16 protein-coding genes are annotated in these 13,218 nt (G+C 53.9%); 7 read left to right on the top strand and 9 right to left on the bottom strand.

Annotated elements, in window-relative coordinates:
• Window positions 1–70: 70 nt before the first annotated feature.
• Both B3Z49_RS21135 and yaaA read right to left on the bottom strand, forming a co-directional pair.
• The gene (locus tag B3Z49_RS21135; protein ID WP_008890716.1) at window positions 71–1,135 is read right to left on the bottom strand and encodes a glycosyl transferase family protein; all 1,065 of its coding nucleotides are present in this window, start codon (window positions 1,133–1,135) and stop codon (window positions 71–73) included.
• A 24-nt stretch (window positions 1,136–1,159) separates the two neighbouring features.
• A complete protein-coding gene (yaaA, locus tag B3Z49_RS21130; RefSeq protein WP_296994620.1) occupies window positions 1,160–1,936 on the bottom strand; it encodes a peroxide stress protein YaaA in 777 nt (258 codons plus the stop codon).
• A 194-nt stretch (window positions 1,937–2,130) separates the two neighbouring features.
• Between yaaA and B3Z49_RS21125 the strand changes: the two genes are divergently transcribed.
• Window positions 2,131–2,451, top strand: a complete 321-nt coding sequence (locus B3Z49_RS21125; protein WP_063089685.1) for a peptidylprolyl isomerase — start codon at window positions 2,131–2,133, stop codon at window positions 2,449–2,451.
• A 76-nt stretch (window positions 2,452–2,527) separates the two neighbouring features.
• On the opposite strand, the gene B3Z49_RS21120 is transcribed toward B3Z49_RS21125, so the two are convergent.
• The 3 genes from B3Z49_RS21120 to B3Z49_RS21110 form a co-directional block, all read right to left on the bottom strand.
• Window positions 2,528–2,878: a DUF1491 family protein gene (locus tag B3Z49_RS21120; RefSeq protein WP_296994618.1), complete on the bottom strand. Its 351-nt coding sequence runs from the start codon at window positions 2,876–2,878 to the stop codon at window positions 2,528–2,530.
• Entirely contained in the window at window positions 2,863–3,672 is an 810-nt protein-coding gene (locus B3Z49_RS21115; protein ID WP_296994615.1) for a peptidoglycan DD-metalloendopeptidase family protein, read from the bottom strand. The genes B3Z49_RS21120 and B3Z49_RS21115 overlap by 16 nt, the downstream gene beginning before the upstream one ends.
• Before the next feature lie 85 nt (window positions 3,673–3,757).
• On the bottom strand, window positions 3,758–4,243 hold the full coding sequence (locus tag B3Z49_RS21110) for a hypothetical protein (protein WP_008890721.1): 486 nt from the start codon (window positions 4,241–4,243) through the stop codon (window positions 3,758–3,760).
• Window positions 4,244–4,412: 169 nt separating this feature from the next.
• Here B3Z49_RS21110 and B3Z49_RS21105 point away from each other — a divergent pair, with 169 nt between their 5' ends.
• Window positions 4,413–5,102 (top strand): DUF599 domain-containing protein, encoded by a 690-nt coding sequence (locus tag B3Z49_RS21105; protein WP_296994613.1) that lies wholly within the window; start codon window positions 4,413–4,415, stop codon window positions 5,100–5,102.
• A gap of 64 nt (window positions 5,103–5,166) precedes the next feature.
• On the opposite strand, the gene B3Z49_RS21100 is transcribed toward B3Z49_RS21105, so the two are convergent.
• Window positions 5,167–6,354, bottom strand: coding sequence for an MFS transporter (locus tag B3Z49_RS21100; protein ID WP_064789665.1), 1,188 nt, complete (start codon window positions 6,352–6,354; stop codon window positions 5,167–5,169).
• 354 nt (window positions 6,355–6,708) lie between these two features.
• On the opposite strand from B3Z49_RS21100, the gene thrS reads away from it, so the two are divergent.
• A complete protein-coding gene (gene thrS, locus B3Z49_RS21095; protein ID WP_296994608.1) occupies window positions 6,709–8,646 on the top strand; it encodes a threonine--tRNA ligase in 1,938 nt (645 codons plus the stop codon).
• 74 nt (window positions 8,647–8,720) lie between these two features.
• On the opposite strand, the gene B3Z49_RS21090 is transcribed toward thrS, so the two are convergent.
• Entirely contained in the window at window positions 8,721–9,446 is a 726-nt protein-coding gene (locus B3Z49_RS21090; RefSeq protein ID WP_296994605.1) for a DUF4126 domain-containing protein, read from the bottom strand.
• A gap of 133 nt (window positions 9,447–9,579) precedes the next feature.
• Between B3Z49_RS21090 and B3Z49_RS21085 the strand changes: the two genes are divergently transcribed.
• The gene (locus B3Z49_RS21085) at window positions 9,580–10,047 is read left to right on the top strand and encodes a tetratricopeptide repeat protein (protein ID WP_063089694.1); all 468 of its coding nucleotides are present in this window, start codon (window positions 9,580–9,582) and stop codon (window positions 10,045–10,047) included.
• A gap of 108 nt (window positions 10,048–10,155) precedes the next feature.
• Entirely contained in the window at window positions 10,156–10,539 is a 384-nt protein-coding gene (locus B3Z49_RS21080; RefSeq protein WP_296994600.1) for a hypothetical protein, read from the top strand.
• A 100-nt stretch (window positions 10,540–10,639) separates the two neighbouring features.
• Here the strand turns inward: B3Z49_RS21080 and B3Z49_RS21075 are convergent, their stop codons facing one another.
• Entirely contained in the window at window positions 10,640–10,984 is a 345-nt protein-coding gene (locus B3Z49_RS21075; protein WP_296994597.1) for a hypothetical protein, read from the bottom strand.
• A gap of 64 nt (window positions 10,985–11,048) precedes the next feature.
• Between B3Z49_RS21075 and B3Z49_RS21070 the strand changes: the two genes are divergently transcribed.
• A complete protein-coding gene (locus tag B3Z49_RS21070) occupies window positions 11,049–12,098 on the top strand; it encodes an SPOR domain-containing protein (protein ID WP_296994594.1) in 1,050 nt (349 codons plus the stop codon).
• Here the strand turns inward: B3Z49_RS21070 and B3Z49_RS21065 are convergent.
• A complete protein-coding gene (locus B3Z49_RS21065) occupies window positions 12,088–12,444 on the bottom strand; it encodes a hypothetical protein (protein WP_296994591.1) in 357 nt (118 codons plus the stop codon). The genes B3Z49_RS21070 and B3Z49_RS21065 overlap by 11 nt on opposite strands.
• Before the next feature lie 145 nt (window positions 12,445–12,589).
• Between B3Z49_RS21065 and msrA the strand changes: the two genes are divergently transcribed.
• Window positions 12,590–13,218: peptide-methionine (S)-S-oxide reductase MsrA (gene msrA / locus B3Z49_RS21060; protein ID WP_296994588.1), on the top strand; the 629-nt coding region annotated here is incomplete at its 3' end.

Here is a 13,218-nt window from a genome sequence, read left to right as displayed (position 1 = left end):
ACAGGGTTCGTCAGCAGTCTGAGGGACGGTTTCCCGTCCCTTTTATTCGATCTCACTTGATCACGGAACATCAGCCAACATCACGGTCGCGATTATCCCACCAGCCCTGCACAAGGCTTTCTGCCTCATCCATGTAATCCGCCTTGCCGGCAAGGAAGGCTGCCATGGCAGCACTGCCCTTGATCTTGGCTTCGGCAGGAATATCTTCTACCTCGCCACGCCAGACAGCCAGGAAGTGCTTTAGCGACACAGGGCTTTGGTCTTCGCCATCCTTTTCGGTTTTTGATAGCAATGCGGGCCAGCGAACATCATTCAGCTCACCATTATCAAGCATGCGCAGATCGACATGCTTATAGGGTGTTCTTTCGGCTTCGCCGCCACCGCCCTTGATCACACCGATGCGTGGAAGTTCCAAAAGCTTGCCGGTTTCACGATGGACATCAAGAAACGCCGGATGAAACACACCAAGGAAGGCTGCACGCGCATGCAACGGATTAAGCAAACGCAGTAACGTGTTGACCGGACTACGCAATCCAAGAAGCGGACGCAATCCGATCAGCTCTTGCAGCTTGGGATGCATGTGACGTAGCGGCAGATATGCAAAGCCCTTCGATGCGATATCAGAACGCGCTTCTTCTGCAGACATGGCAATCGGAAGTTTCAACGCCTTGATGGCAACTTCTGTGCTGATCCCGTTGACCAGATGCGAGTTGTAGCCATGCATCAGCACCGGAACATTATTCTGTGACAGCAGAAGCGCCGACAGCACAAACCAGGGCAGACCACGGGTCCGACCGGCCGCATAGGATGGCCAATCCAGCGCAGGACGCATAAGCGCGTCATCTTTGCTGTCTTCATCCGGTTCAAGGCGCGCGGCCTTGCGCACAGCTTCGATCATGCCAGCCAGTTCTTCGGGCGTTTCAGCACGGTAGCGCAGCATCAAAAGGAATGCGCCAAGCTGGATCGGTTCGACCTCGTCGCGCAGGATCATCGAGAACGCATCAAATGCCTCCTCGCGGGTCAGACTGCGCGAACGGCCCGGCCCACGGAAAAACGTGCGCAGATAGCCAGAAAACGGATGCGCCTCTGGTAAGACATTCTCATCCTCGAGCTGTTCAAGATGCTCGTCGGTCATATGGTTTCACCGGAATAGTTGGTGTTACTGATCGTGAATACGCGTGAAGACCCACTCTGTCTCGGTCGAGAGGTCATCCTGATAGCGATAGCCATCAACATTAAACTTCTTGAGCTCTTGCGGGTCTTCGAGACGATTGTCAATCATATAGCGTGCCATCATGCCACGCGCACGTTTCGCAGAGAAGCCGACAACCTTGGCCGTACCGCCCTTCACTTCCTTAAACACAGGCGTAATTACCGGGCCATCAAGGACCTTGGTCTTGATCGATTTGAAATACTCGTTCGAGGCGAGATTGATCAGACTACGGTCCTTATGGCCTTTGGTAATCGCGTTGATTTCTTTTGAAAGCTTATCATCCCAGAACGCGTAAAGGTCCTTGCCCCGTGGGTTCGAAAGGCGCGTTCCCATTTCAAGACGATATGGCTGCATCAGATCACGCGGCTTCAGAAGGCCATAAAGGCCCGAGAGCATCCGAAAATGATCCTCTGCCCAGTCGATGTCTTCGGCCTTCATGGTATCGGCATCAAGGCCGACATAGGTATCACCGCGGAATGCAAAGATCGCCGGTTTGGCATTGGTGCGATCAAAAGGACGCGAAAAATGCTGAAAACGCTGATAGTTCAGATCGGCAAGGTTTTCGCTGATGCCCATGAGCTTCATGAGATCGCTGCGGCTTTTTTTGCGCGCGACATCAACAAGTTGTTCGGTGTCGTCCAGAAATGCGGGTTGAGAAACAGACATTTCCGGAACGTCTGTTTCGAAATCCAGCTTCTTGGCCGGGGACACAACAGCAAGCATCAATCTGCCTCTTCTCTTTCATCTCGGTTCGATTTGTCGTAACAAGCCACAAGGCATGGGCAATGTCTAGGGTCCAACCCTATGTACAGGAGTATACGGCTGTACATAGATTTGGACCCTTAGCGTTATCCATAAACTTCTAATCTTGCAGAAAATCCGTCGGTTGCAAGTTTTGACGGATGAAAGGACCCATTATGAGTGAACAAGTTCGCGCATCGCACATTCTTCTGATGTATGCCGGTTCGGCACGTTCGACCGCCACCCGCACCAAAGACGAAGCCCTGACCGAAATCAACGCGCTGAAAGACCAGATCGCAAACGGTTCCGATTTCGCAGAACTGGCAAAAGCCAATTCCGATTGCCCGTCCGGCCAGCAGGGCGGCGACCTTGGCTTCTTTGGCCGTGGCATGATGGTTCCGGAATTCGATGCCGCTGCGTTCAGCATGGAAGTCGGTTCGACGTCTGACGTGGTTGAGACCGATTTCGGTTACCACCTGCTGCAGCGCACCGCATAAGCAATCGCTTGCGCGTCATGCGAACCGTAAAGGCTGGCATTTGATTGCCAGCCTTTTTCTTTTTCAGACGCGCCTGTCAGAAATCGACAATCGGGGCATCAAGTTCGTATTGCCCCTTGTGATCTTCGATTTCCAGCACCCAGACATCCGGATCATAGCCAATTTGCTTGCGCCAATATTCATCGCAGGCAAACTCGGTTTCGCGGCCCCCATCCGGGCCACCGGCCACCAGCATCCAGCCCAGCTCCCCATCAAGTGTCGTCACCCGTGAATAGACAAAGCACCCTGCATCAAACCGGTTGAGCTTCACAAGCACGGCGCCGGCATCTTCGTTTCCCTTGTGGGCAACCATCGCCGTAATCAGGTTCGACTGGCAAATAGCGATCTGCGCGCGCACCCATAACCCGGCTTTCAGACGCGGTTGCATCTATACCCCCCCCGTGACGCGGTCACGTTTTCGGGCATTTGCAGGATCAGGTTCGGGTTTGGGCAGATACTTTCCCAGATGTCCCATTCTGACGGCTTGGCGGCACCAAAGAAGTCCCCTTCTCGCCCCAGCATGTCAAAGATGATCTGGAAATGCAGATGCGGGATCCAGTCGCCATTGATCGGGAAATCGCCAAACCGACACAGAAGTTCACCGGCGTTGATTTCCTTGCCCTTATAAAGCCCGTCCAGGGATTCGCGGCTGAGATGACCATAGAGCGTATAGAACCGGATGCCCTCGGCCGGTTCATGCTGCAAGATAATGGTCGGCCCATAATCCAGATGCAGGTTGTTATCGGCGAAGCTATGCACAACACCGTCCAATGGCGCAAATACCGGCGTATATGCCGGTGCGAACAGATCAATGCCAAGGTGCTGACTGCGGGCCTCGCCATCATTTTTGAACTGTTCGGACTGATAACAAATCCGGTCTTCGCGATAACGCCCAATGCCGACCGGGGCATTGGCATCGGCCAGTTGCTGCCACATGATTTCGGTCTGGCGTGCTGGATCGCTTTCGCCACCAATCACCACATCGCCGTTTGAAGAAAAATCGTAAACGATCTTCGCGCATGTTTTGAGGTCACATTCCATGACCGAGTGAAAAACATCGCGGTTCTCATCGATCCAGGCACGCAGGTTTGCGGCTTCTGGCATCGGCTCCTCGCCATTTGCAAAGCGGTCCTGATAGGATTGAAGACGTTGGGCAGCAGCAGTCGATCGCAAGGCAGTCACGGTGGTGGCTCCGAAACAGAAAAAGGCAGGGAACGATGCCCTGCCTTTAGCTACATTAATTTTTGCCCGAACGGCAAGCCTTGGCTTACCAGTTGGTCACTTCATATTCGCAGGACACATCGTCGTCATCGGTGTCGGTCAGCGCAACGGTCAGGCGGCGCATCTGCGGATTGAAGCGTTTGATGAAGTTCAACAGCAGCAACGCTTCCTCTGAAAGCTCGCCCGCGTCTTCGTCATCTTCATCAATTTCGCAAAGCTCGACCAGCTCCAGGAACAGGGCACCGAGGGCGCGTTTGACGTCTTCGCCACCCTTAAGTCCGCCAGTAAGCTCGCCCAACGGTGAAAGATCGATTTCAAGTTTGCGCAGGTTTTTGCTCATCTGGTCGATGGCATCTTCATCAAGCACCATTTCGGCCGCGATCATGTGCGTGCCGACTTCGTTGATGTTCATGAAACCTATGAACTCGAACAGGTCGTCTTTGGTGCGACCGTCTTCCAGCAGCTTTTCGGTATGGGCTTCGAATTCTTCGAAGTCGATGTCATCGCCAAGATCGTTTTCAAGATCGCTCATGTCGCTCTCCAATCAAAATTTGCGCTGCTGATACTCTGGATTGGGGGAAAACTCAACCCGGACTGGTGACATGACCATCTGCTATGCATCCATCACATTGCATGCCAAACAATATTGCGAACGATAGCGCATTGTCACTAGGATTAGAAATCTGATGGAACGGCTTTGAATGGAACCCGTTATGCCCACCTTCACGCTTCTTGATGTTGTCGCAATTTGTTGGGCGTTTGCCTGGTGGGTTGGTTATACGATTTTTGCCGATGCCAGTTCACGGCGCCGCAACTCCATCTCGGCACATATGGCACGCAATCGCCATCGCTGGATGGAACAGATGCTCAAACGCGATATCCGGATGGTTGATACATCAATCGCCAGCAACCTGATCACCGGCATCAGTTTCTTTTCCTCGACCACCATTCTGGTCCTGATCGGCCTGATGGCGCTGCTGGGTTATACCGACAAGGCGATTGAAACTGTCTCGGCCCTGCCCTTTGCCGCTGTCACCACGCCGGCTGTGTGGGAGTGCAAGGTGGTGTTGCTGATCGTGATCTTTATTTATGCCTTCTTCAAATTCACTTGGGCGTTTCGGCTATCCAACTATTGCTCCATCCTGATCGGTGCCGCACCGGAAGTCGACGCGCCAGATGCGGCCCGCGCGGCGGCACGGGCATCACGTATGAGCATGATGTCTGCCCACAACTTCAACCGCGGAATTCGCGCCTATTTCTTTGCGCTGTCGGCATTGGGCTGGTTCTATCATCCGCTTGCCTTCATTGTTTGTGCGACCTGGGTGACGCTGGTTCTCTATAATCGGGAATTCCGATCGCACGCGCTCGATATCCTGAGCGGTCATCACTGATCGGCACAGCAACGAGAAAGGGCCGCATCTGCGGCCCTTTCCTTTATCTATCAACGTCCTGCCTTCAGGCCGCTTGTGCCTTGCGGCGGATCGCGAAGGTCGCAACGATCAGCAACACCAGACCAACCGGCAAAGCGGCACTGTAAAGCAGCGTCCCCCATCCCGACCCGGCATAGATCGTGCCTGCCGACAGTGATGCAATCGCAACCGTGCCAAATACGCAAAATTCATTGATCGCCTGCACACGTGCCTGTTCGGACGGACGGTAGTTTTCGGTCAGGAACGTCGTCGCACCGACAAACATGAAGTTCCAGCCAACGCCGAGTAACACAAGCGACACCCAAAAATTGCCGATCAGGTCCTGTCCGGCAAGACCAACCGCAAGACAGGCAAAGTTCAGGATTGCACCGGCCTGAATAACCTTAAGCGCGCCAAATCGCTTGATCAGGTTCCCCGTAAAGAAGCCGGGTGCATACATGCCCACCACATGCCACTGAATGATAAAGGCGGCATCACCGAACGCGTAATCGCAATCAAGGATCGCAAGCGGTGTCGCCGTCATCACAAAGCTCATGACCGCATAGCCAAGCGCACCGGCAATGATCGCAACGATGACGGCGGGTTGCCCCATCACGGTTGATAACGGGCGTGCCGGTTCAGGATGCTTGTGCCCGCGCATGTCGGGCAAGCGCAGCTGACCAATGGCGATCACCAGCAAAAACTGCAAGCCGATCAGGGCAACGAAAGTGCCAAGAAACGGGATCGTCTCAAACCAGTCCCGCGCAAAGCTTGCCAGGTTCGGCCCGATAAAGGCCGAGGCAAGCCCGCCCAGCATAGTGTAGGAAATCGCACGCGCACGAAATTCAGCCGGTGCGGCTTCTGCGGCAGCAAAGCGGTATTGCATAGCGATGGCATTGCCAGCACCAATGCAGGCACATGCCACACAAAGCAGCCAGAAATTGGCGTAGTAAACAGCGCCCATACCGGACACTGCACCCATCATGGCAATGGTCGCCCCCATCCAGAACCCGAATTTTCGGCCCATCTTGGCCATGACAACCGCCGACGGGGCCGTCATCGCCATCATGGCAATCATCATGAAGGCGACTGGCAGGGTTGAAAGGGATTTGTCACTGGCCAGCGAAAAGCCGATCACAGCGGCGACGGTGAAAATCAACGACATCGCGCTGGCAGACAACGCGACGCACAGACTCAAAATCATGATGTTCCGGCGAACTTCCGGGCTCGACATTTGGGGCTCCCTTCGATGGCGTTGGTGGCGCCGTAATAACGCGTTGAACAAAACCTGCCTTTGGCAAAGGCTTGCGTCTTGCTCAACAAGTTTGTCCTGTTATATTAAGTCTTCACCTTACGGGATAGTATCAATGCACGGCTTTGCCGACAAAAAGTTGAATACCGCCAAAAACACTGCACGCCTGATTGGCGTTGCGGCGGTTCGTGCTGTCCCGAAAGTCGCTTTTTTCAAAGAGCGAACTTGACCTCATCCTGAAATTCCTTTTCTTGTGCATTTACCCCGCGTAAACATGCGGGTCCTATATGTGCATTCCTGAATTATGCCCGCAGATAAAGCAGAGTTGAGCCAACCATGATTGCCCTGACCCTTCCCGATGGTGCCGTGCGCGAATTTGACGGCCCGGTATCGGGTTTCGATGTCGCCAAAAGCATCAGTTCTTCGCTGGCAAAGAAGTCCTTTGCCATCATCGTCAACGGTGAAGTGCGCGACCTCGCGCGCGAGATTGACACTGACGCGACTATCGAAATCGTGACCAAGGGCCATGCGGAAGTTCTGCCGCTGATCCGTCACGATTGTGCGCATGTCATGGCCGAAGCCGTCCAGGAACTTTATCCCGATACGCAGGTCACGATTGGCCCGTCGATCGAGAACGGTTTCTATTACGATTTCGCCCGCGAAACGCCGTTCACGCCCGACGATCTTGTGAAGATCGAAAAGCAGATGCACAAGATCATCGAACGCAACGAACCGATCGTGCGTGAGGTCTGGGACCGTAACGAGGCGATCAAGTTCTTCCTTGATAAGGGTGAGAAATACAAAGCCGAGATCATCCGCGACCTTCCGGAAACCGAGACCATTACCTGCTATCGTCAGGGCGATTTCATCGACCTGTGCCGTGGTCCGCATGCACCGTCGACCGGCAAGATTGGCAAGGCCTTCAAGCTGATGAAGGTTGCCGGTGCCTATTGGCGTGGCAATTCGGATAACGAGATGCTGCAGCGTATCTATGGCACCTGCTGGGAAAGCAAGGAAGACCTGGATGCGTATCTGCACATGCTTGAAGAAGCTGAAAAGCGCGATCACCGTCGCCTTGGCCGTGAGATGGACCTGTTCCACATGCAGGAAGAGGCTCAGGGATCTGTCTTCTGGCATGACAAGGGTCTGAAGCTTTATCGCAAGGTCGAAACCTATATCCGTGATCGTCTCGATGCCGCCGGGTATCAGGAAGTGCGTACGCCGCAGTTGGTCGACCGCGTGCTTTGGGAAAAATCCGGTCACTGGGAAAAGTTCCGCGAGAACATGTTCACCACCACCCCGGATGAAGATGATCCCGAGAAGGTGCTGGCGCTTAAGCCGATGAACTGCCCGTGTCACGTGCAGATCTTCCGCCTTGGCAGCAAGTCATATCGTGATCTGCCGCTGCGTATGGCGGAATTTGGCTGTTGTCATCGCAATGAGCCGTCTGGCGGTCTGCATGGCATCATGCGTGTCCGTCAGTTCATTCAGGATGACGCCCATATCTTCTGCACTGAAGACCAGATTGTCTCCGAAACCAAGATTTTCTGTGACCTTCTGAAATCGGTCTACAAGGATTTCGGCTTTACCGACATTCTTGTGAAGTTCTCGGATCGTCCGGAAGTGCGTGCCGGTTCTGATGAGATTTGGGACAAGGCCGAGGCAGCCCTTCGCGAAGCAGCTGAGGAAGCGGGTCTGGCACTTGAAGTCAATCCGGGTGAAGGCGCGTTCTATGGACCGAAGCTTGAGTTCGTGCTTCGGGATGCCATCGGCCGTGACTGGCAGTGCGGCACGCTTCAGGCCGACTTCGTTCTGCCGGAACGTCTTGATGCATCCTACATGGGTGAAGACGGTGAAAAACACCGCCCGGTCATGCTGCACCGTGCGATCCTTGGATCGCTTGAACGCTTCATCGGTATTCTGATCGAAAACTATGCCGGTCGTTTGCCGCTGTGGCTGTCACCGGTTCATGCAGTTGTTTGCACCATTACCAATGATGCCGATGATTATGCCCAAGAAGTGAAGGCAGCACTTGAAGCCAAGGGCCTGAATGTTGAGCTCGATACCCGTAACGAGAAGATCAACTACAAGGTCCGTGAACACAGCCACGCCAAGGTCCCGATGATCCTTGCGCTTGGCAAACGCGAAGCCGAAGAAAAAACTGCTTCGGTCCGTCGCATTGGGTTCAAGCACCAGAAGACGTTTGGCATTGATGAACTTGGTGATGCAATGGCGGCCGAAATCCGCGACCGCGTGATCGAAACCGACTTCTGATCGGCGTCAGAAACAAAATCAATAAAGCCCGCAAGTCATACACTTGCGGGCTTTTCTTTTGGCTCAACGCCATCCTATTCGGGTGGAAGTTTCGGTTTATCCGATGGTGGCAAAGCTGATCCACCTGCCCCGGATAGATTGAGTTTTGGCAGCCCCGTACCGGTGCTTGCTTGTTGCGCACGGGTTTGGGCGTAGGCCACGGACGGATGGCGCGCATTGCCAAACACCTGCCCGATAAACCGCCAGATCTTTGGTACCAGCCAGACCAGAAGCAGAACGAACAGGGCAAACAACACAAAGAAAACCACCGGATGGAAAACGACCGTGTAAAGTGCGCCAAAGACGGCGACATCCTCGGCGACTGAGGCAATGCTGTTACTAAACGGTTCAGGCGATGTATTGATTGCCGCGCGGCTGCCGGCCTTTGTAAAGTGGCTCCCAGCCGCGACCGTCCCGCCAACCAGCAAGGCAATCGCTGTTTGAAGGCCATCGCCCATGCCGGTATCAAGGCCGCTCATGGCGCCTGCGGCAAGGAGTGCACCGGCAGGAATCCTGATGAAGGTATGATTGGCATCCCAGACGCTATCGACGATCGGAATTTTGTCGGCCACGAATTCGATCAGATAAAGGAACATGGCGAGTGCCAGCACCCACCAGCTTCCCAGAACCTGAAGCTCCGGCGGCAAATCAAGCAGCCCGAAATTGTTCAGAAGACCAAGAATAACCACTGTGCCATAGAGGTTTACACCACTGGCCCAGGCCCCGCCCATTCCCAACGCAAGAGTTTCAATTACCCCCACAGATTCCGCCCTTTCAAAGCCATAATTCTCACCAACAAGTGAACAGGAAAAACGTTCAGTTGTGATAAATCACACTTTCAGCGCGTCCCGACACACGTATTAATGCCAAACCAGATCACAGAAAGGTACGACGATGGACCGTAACGGTGAAACCCCAAAAATGATCAAGGCATGTGCTGTTATGATGATGCTTGCCACCCCGCTTCTGGCAGGCAACGCTTTTGCAATGGGCAGCTCGGATAGCTGGAGCTCGGAAGGCACCGACCTTTCTGCTGTTACGGAGCTTGTTGATACCGGCATGTACGACATGGCGATTGATAAGATTGAAACCATGCTCGAAGAAGATCCGGAAAATGCAGATCTTTACAATTACCTTGCCTACAGCCAGCGCAAGATGGGTGACTTTGACAGTGCGGCGCAAAACTATGAACGCGCCCTGATGATTGACCCTGAACATGTCGGTGCTCTTGAGTATCAGGGCGAACTTTTCCTTCAGACCGGGAAACCTGAAATGGCTCAGGAAAACCTTGCGCGATTGGAACAGCTTTGTGGCATGGACTGCGAAGAGTACAAAACGCTGGCCAGCAGCATTACGAACTGATCTCTCCCGTTTGACCGTCAAGAGAACCTATTCTTTAGAATAGGTTCTTATTTTTGCACTAACACGCCATATGTCTGTCAAAGTTGTACACAAAAAACAGGAATAAAGATGGCCGACGCGGCACTTAGCAAAAGTTATACTGTGGTTTGCCTGCGCAAGACCGGGAACCTGATGGAGCTCGAGCCGGTATCGGACTACAGCGCTGCCCTGAAGACTGCCAAGGATGCGATCAGCAGCAAAGGCAATTCTGAAGTACGGATCGTTGAAAACAAGTACGACCAAGATACCCGCAAGGAAAAGAAGCAGGTCATCAAGATTTTGACATCCGAGAACGCGGGCGGTGCAACGGGTGCCTCCGGCCGATCTTCTCAAAGCCGTGGCATGACGCGTGAAACGGCAAACAAGGCAACAAAAGGCATCATAAATATCGTCATCGCCGTAACCGTGCTGATCCTGCTTATCGGGATCATGGTTCCATTGGCCATGCGGTGATTTTACCTGTCTGCCGTGCCACCCTTCCGAAGTCGATACCGCTTGCCGTCGAATTTGCTATCTCCCTGATTTCCAAAGACCGCTGATCATCATCGTTGCATTAGCAGGAGTTGTCTTTGCTGGCGATGAAAGATATAACTTTCTGTAATACAGCGATGATCAGGTGAAGCGTGAAAATCAGGTTTGCGACAACAAACACTCCCCTTCGACGCAACTGGGGAAGAATAACTGCCGCAGCTCTCCTGCCGCTCCTGACTGCTTGCAGCACTTCTGATTTTTCCGGTCTTTGGTTCGGTTCATCCACTGCCTCGCAAGAACTAAGTTCTCCATCGAACGAACAATTGCCTGCGGCGGAAAAAACAAGCTTCAACCGGGCCGCCTGTGGTTTGTTTTTCGGCCACACGGCTTCCACCGGCACCGGAATGGCGAAGGATGGCTCCACCACATACGAACCGATTTCACTTGATCGAAGTCCTGCGGATAACTTCCTTCAGGCGATTTCTTATGACATGGACGGCAACTATGAAAGTGCGCGCAAACTTTATGTTTGGCTGACCGCGACGCCGCCCGACGCCAAGATCGATCTTGATTGCGGCCAAGGTGTGCGGCTTTCAGGCAGCATCAACAGCCTTGCCCAAAGACGCCTTGTCACGCTTGATGCGTCATCTCCGGAATATGCGCGATCCAAAGAAATAGATGCCGTTGTCGCATCCGCCACCGTTGCGCCAGGTCCAGAATTGCCCAATCCGCCGCAGGTCGAACGCGATCGCCGGTTTTATGAAACCGGTGGCGTGGTAGAGGCAGAACCCGAAGCCCCCACCAGTCCCGTGGTTCGGATGGAGATGGAAGTCAGTGAAAACACGGCGCGACTGACGCGGGTTGACCGACAGACCGCTGCACCCAATGCGACACCTGCAGCGACGCCCGTCCCCGCAGCTGAGCTAACCAATGGGCCGGCGAGCAGTGGAACGGAAACGGCAGTTTCGAAACTTGCCCCGGTTGCAGCCCCTGAGCCGATTCCCAGTCAGTCAGTGCAAACCGCGGCACCGGTTCCCGTTATTGCTGCGCCGACGATTGCCGGCGACGCAGCCTCAACAGAACATAAGGGTGCAATGGTCACCTCAAACGCGCGCCCGACCGAACAGGGCGAACTTGATATTGTTGACCCAAAACCCGAAGCACCCATGATCGAACTTCCGATCACCTCGACAGAGCCGGTGGCAACACAAAACGCGATGGTGCCATCAACCGAAAACTCGACACCAGCAGAAACTGCGACCAGCCAAACCGCGCAAAGTGATACCCCCTACTACGCTGTTCAGCTTGCAGCGTATCGTTCGCGCGGACGTGCGGAAGATGCATGGACGAAGTTCCAAAGCGCATCGCATGGCATGCTGGCGGCCGCAGACCATGAAGTCGTCAGCATCGCGATTGAAGGCAAAGGTCTGTTCTTCCGCCTGCTAACCGGAATGTATGCTTCCTCTGGCGAGGCAACGCAGGCTTGCAACAGCTTGAAATCTGCCGGGACGGATTGTCTGGTTCGACGCGTTAGTCCTTAGACCTCTGTCGGGCGGATGCCGCCATCTTCTCAGACCGCATCAAGCCATCCGGGCGGGTTTTTCGACCGTGTCTTCGAACGAACCCGGGCATCTTTCCCAAAAAATATTCGATCTTGGTATTGTGCCGGTAATACCGCCAGCGCAGATGCTGGATAAATCGCCGCGTTCGTTTTGATCCCGCTGCCAGCAATGGAATACCAAGCACAATAAACACCATGCCAAAAAATGGTGGCGGCAATGGGAGGAACAAAAGCCCGACCAGCAAACTGAACGCCCCCAACAGCATCAAAGCTGTCGATTTCAAATGCTTGAACCTGTGCAAAGCCATTCCATCATGCAGTTCCATGGACTTTGGGTGCGGATTATCAGCATGATTGGCGGTGCCGCCAAAAGAATGTTCAAAGACATTTGATCAAGACGGGAATTGCTATTGTCCGCTTCTGGAGTACATTGCAGGCATGAACGCAAATTCTTCTTCGGGAAATTAAGACATGTTCTCCGTGCTGAAATCAGACAAACCCAAAATGCCAACCGCTGACACCGCGCTTCCGGGGCGCGACGAAGCACTGCCGGTTGCCGATGCCAATATCGTCACAGGCCATCCGATGAAGGGCCCCTTCCCGGATCATCTGGAAATTGCCGTCTTTGGCATGGGATGTTTCTGGGGGGCGGAACGCCTGTTCTGGAAGGCTGAAGGCGTTTACAGCACTGCTGTTGGCTATGCTGGTGGCTTCACCAAGAACCCGACCTATCGTGAAGTTTGCAGTGGCATGACAGGCCATGCAGAAGTGGTGTTGGTCGTCTTTGATCCTGCGGTAACGTCCTATTCAGCGCTTTTGAAGCTGTTTTGGGAAAACCACGACCCGACTCAGGGCATGCGTCAGGGCAATGACATCGGCACCCAGTACAGGTCCGTGATCTACACCTTTACGCCTGAACAACAGCAAGCGGCTGTTCAGTCGCGTCAGGACTACAACGCCGCACTGAAAGAAGCAGGTCAAGCCGACGTGACAACCGAAGTCACCGAGACACCGGAATTCTTTTATGCCGAGGACTTCCATCAGCAATACCTTCACAAGAATCCTGATGGCTATTGCGGGCTCGGCGGAACGGGCGTTTC

Source organism: Thalassospira sp. UBA1131 (genome assembly GCF_002311515.1).
Lineage (GTDB): Bacteria > Pseudomonadota > Alphaproteobacteria > Rhodospirillales > Thalassospiraceae > Thalassospira.
This window is presented reverse-complemented; position numbering and strand designations above follow the sequence as displayed.

Excerpts from the sequence above, each read along its gene's own strand:
- B3Z49_RS21135 (WP_008890716.1), bottom strand. The coding sequence starts at position 1,135 with ATGACCGACGAGCATCTTGAACAGCTCGAGGATGAGAATGTCTTACCA.
- yaaA (WP_296994620.1), bottom strand. The coding sequence starts at position 1,936 with ATGCTTGCTGTTGTGTCCCCGGCCAAGAAGCTGGATTTCGAAACAGAC.
- B3Z49_RS21125 (WP_063089685.1), top strand. The coding sequence starts at position 2,131 with ATGAGTGAACAAGTTCGCGCATCGCACATTCTTCTGATGTATGCCGGT.
- B3Z49_RS21120 (WP_296994618.1), bottom strand. The coding sequence starts at position 2,878 with ATGCAACCGCGTCTGAAAGCCGGGTTATGGGTGCGCGCGCAGATCGCT.
- B3Z49_RS21110 (WP_008890721.1), bottom strand. The coding sequence starts at position 4,243 with ATGAGCGATCTTGAAAACGATCTTGGCGATGACATCGACTTCGAAGAA.
- B3Z49_RS21105 (WP_296994613.1), top strand. The coding sequence starts at position 4,413 with ATGGAACCCGTTATGCCCACCTTCACGCTTCTTGATGTTGTCGCAATT.
- B3Z49_RS21100 (WP_064789665.1), bottom strand. The coding sequence starts at position 6,354 with ATGTCGAGCCCGGAAGTTCGCCGGAACATCATGATTTTGAGTCTGTGC.
- thrS (WP_296994608.1), top strand. The coding sequence starts at position 6,709 with ATGATTGCCCTGACCCTTCCCGATGGTGCCGTGCGCGAATTTGACGGC.
- B3Z49_RS21085 (WP_063089694.1), top strand. The coding sequence starts at position 9,580 with ATGGACCGTAACGGTGAAACCCCAAAAATGATCAAGGCATGTGCTGTT.
- B3Z49_RS21080 (WP_296994600.1), top strand. The coding sequence starts at position 10,156 with ATGGCCGACGCGGCACTTAGCAAAAGTTATACTGTGGTTTGCCTGCGC.
- B3Z49_RS21070 (WP_296994594.1), top strand. The coding sequence starts at position 11,049 with ATGGACGGCAACTATGAAAGTGCGCGCAAACTTTATGTTTGGCTGACC.
- B3Z49_RS21065 (WP_296994591.1), bottom strand. The coding sequence starts at position 12,444 with ATGGAACTGCATGATGGAATGGCTTTGCACAGGTTCAAGCATTTGAAA.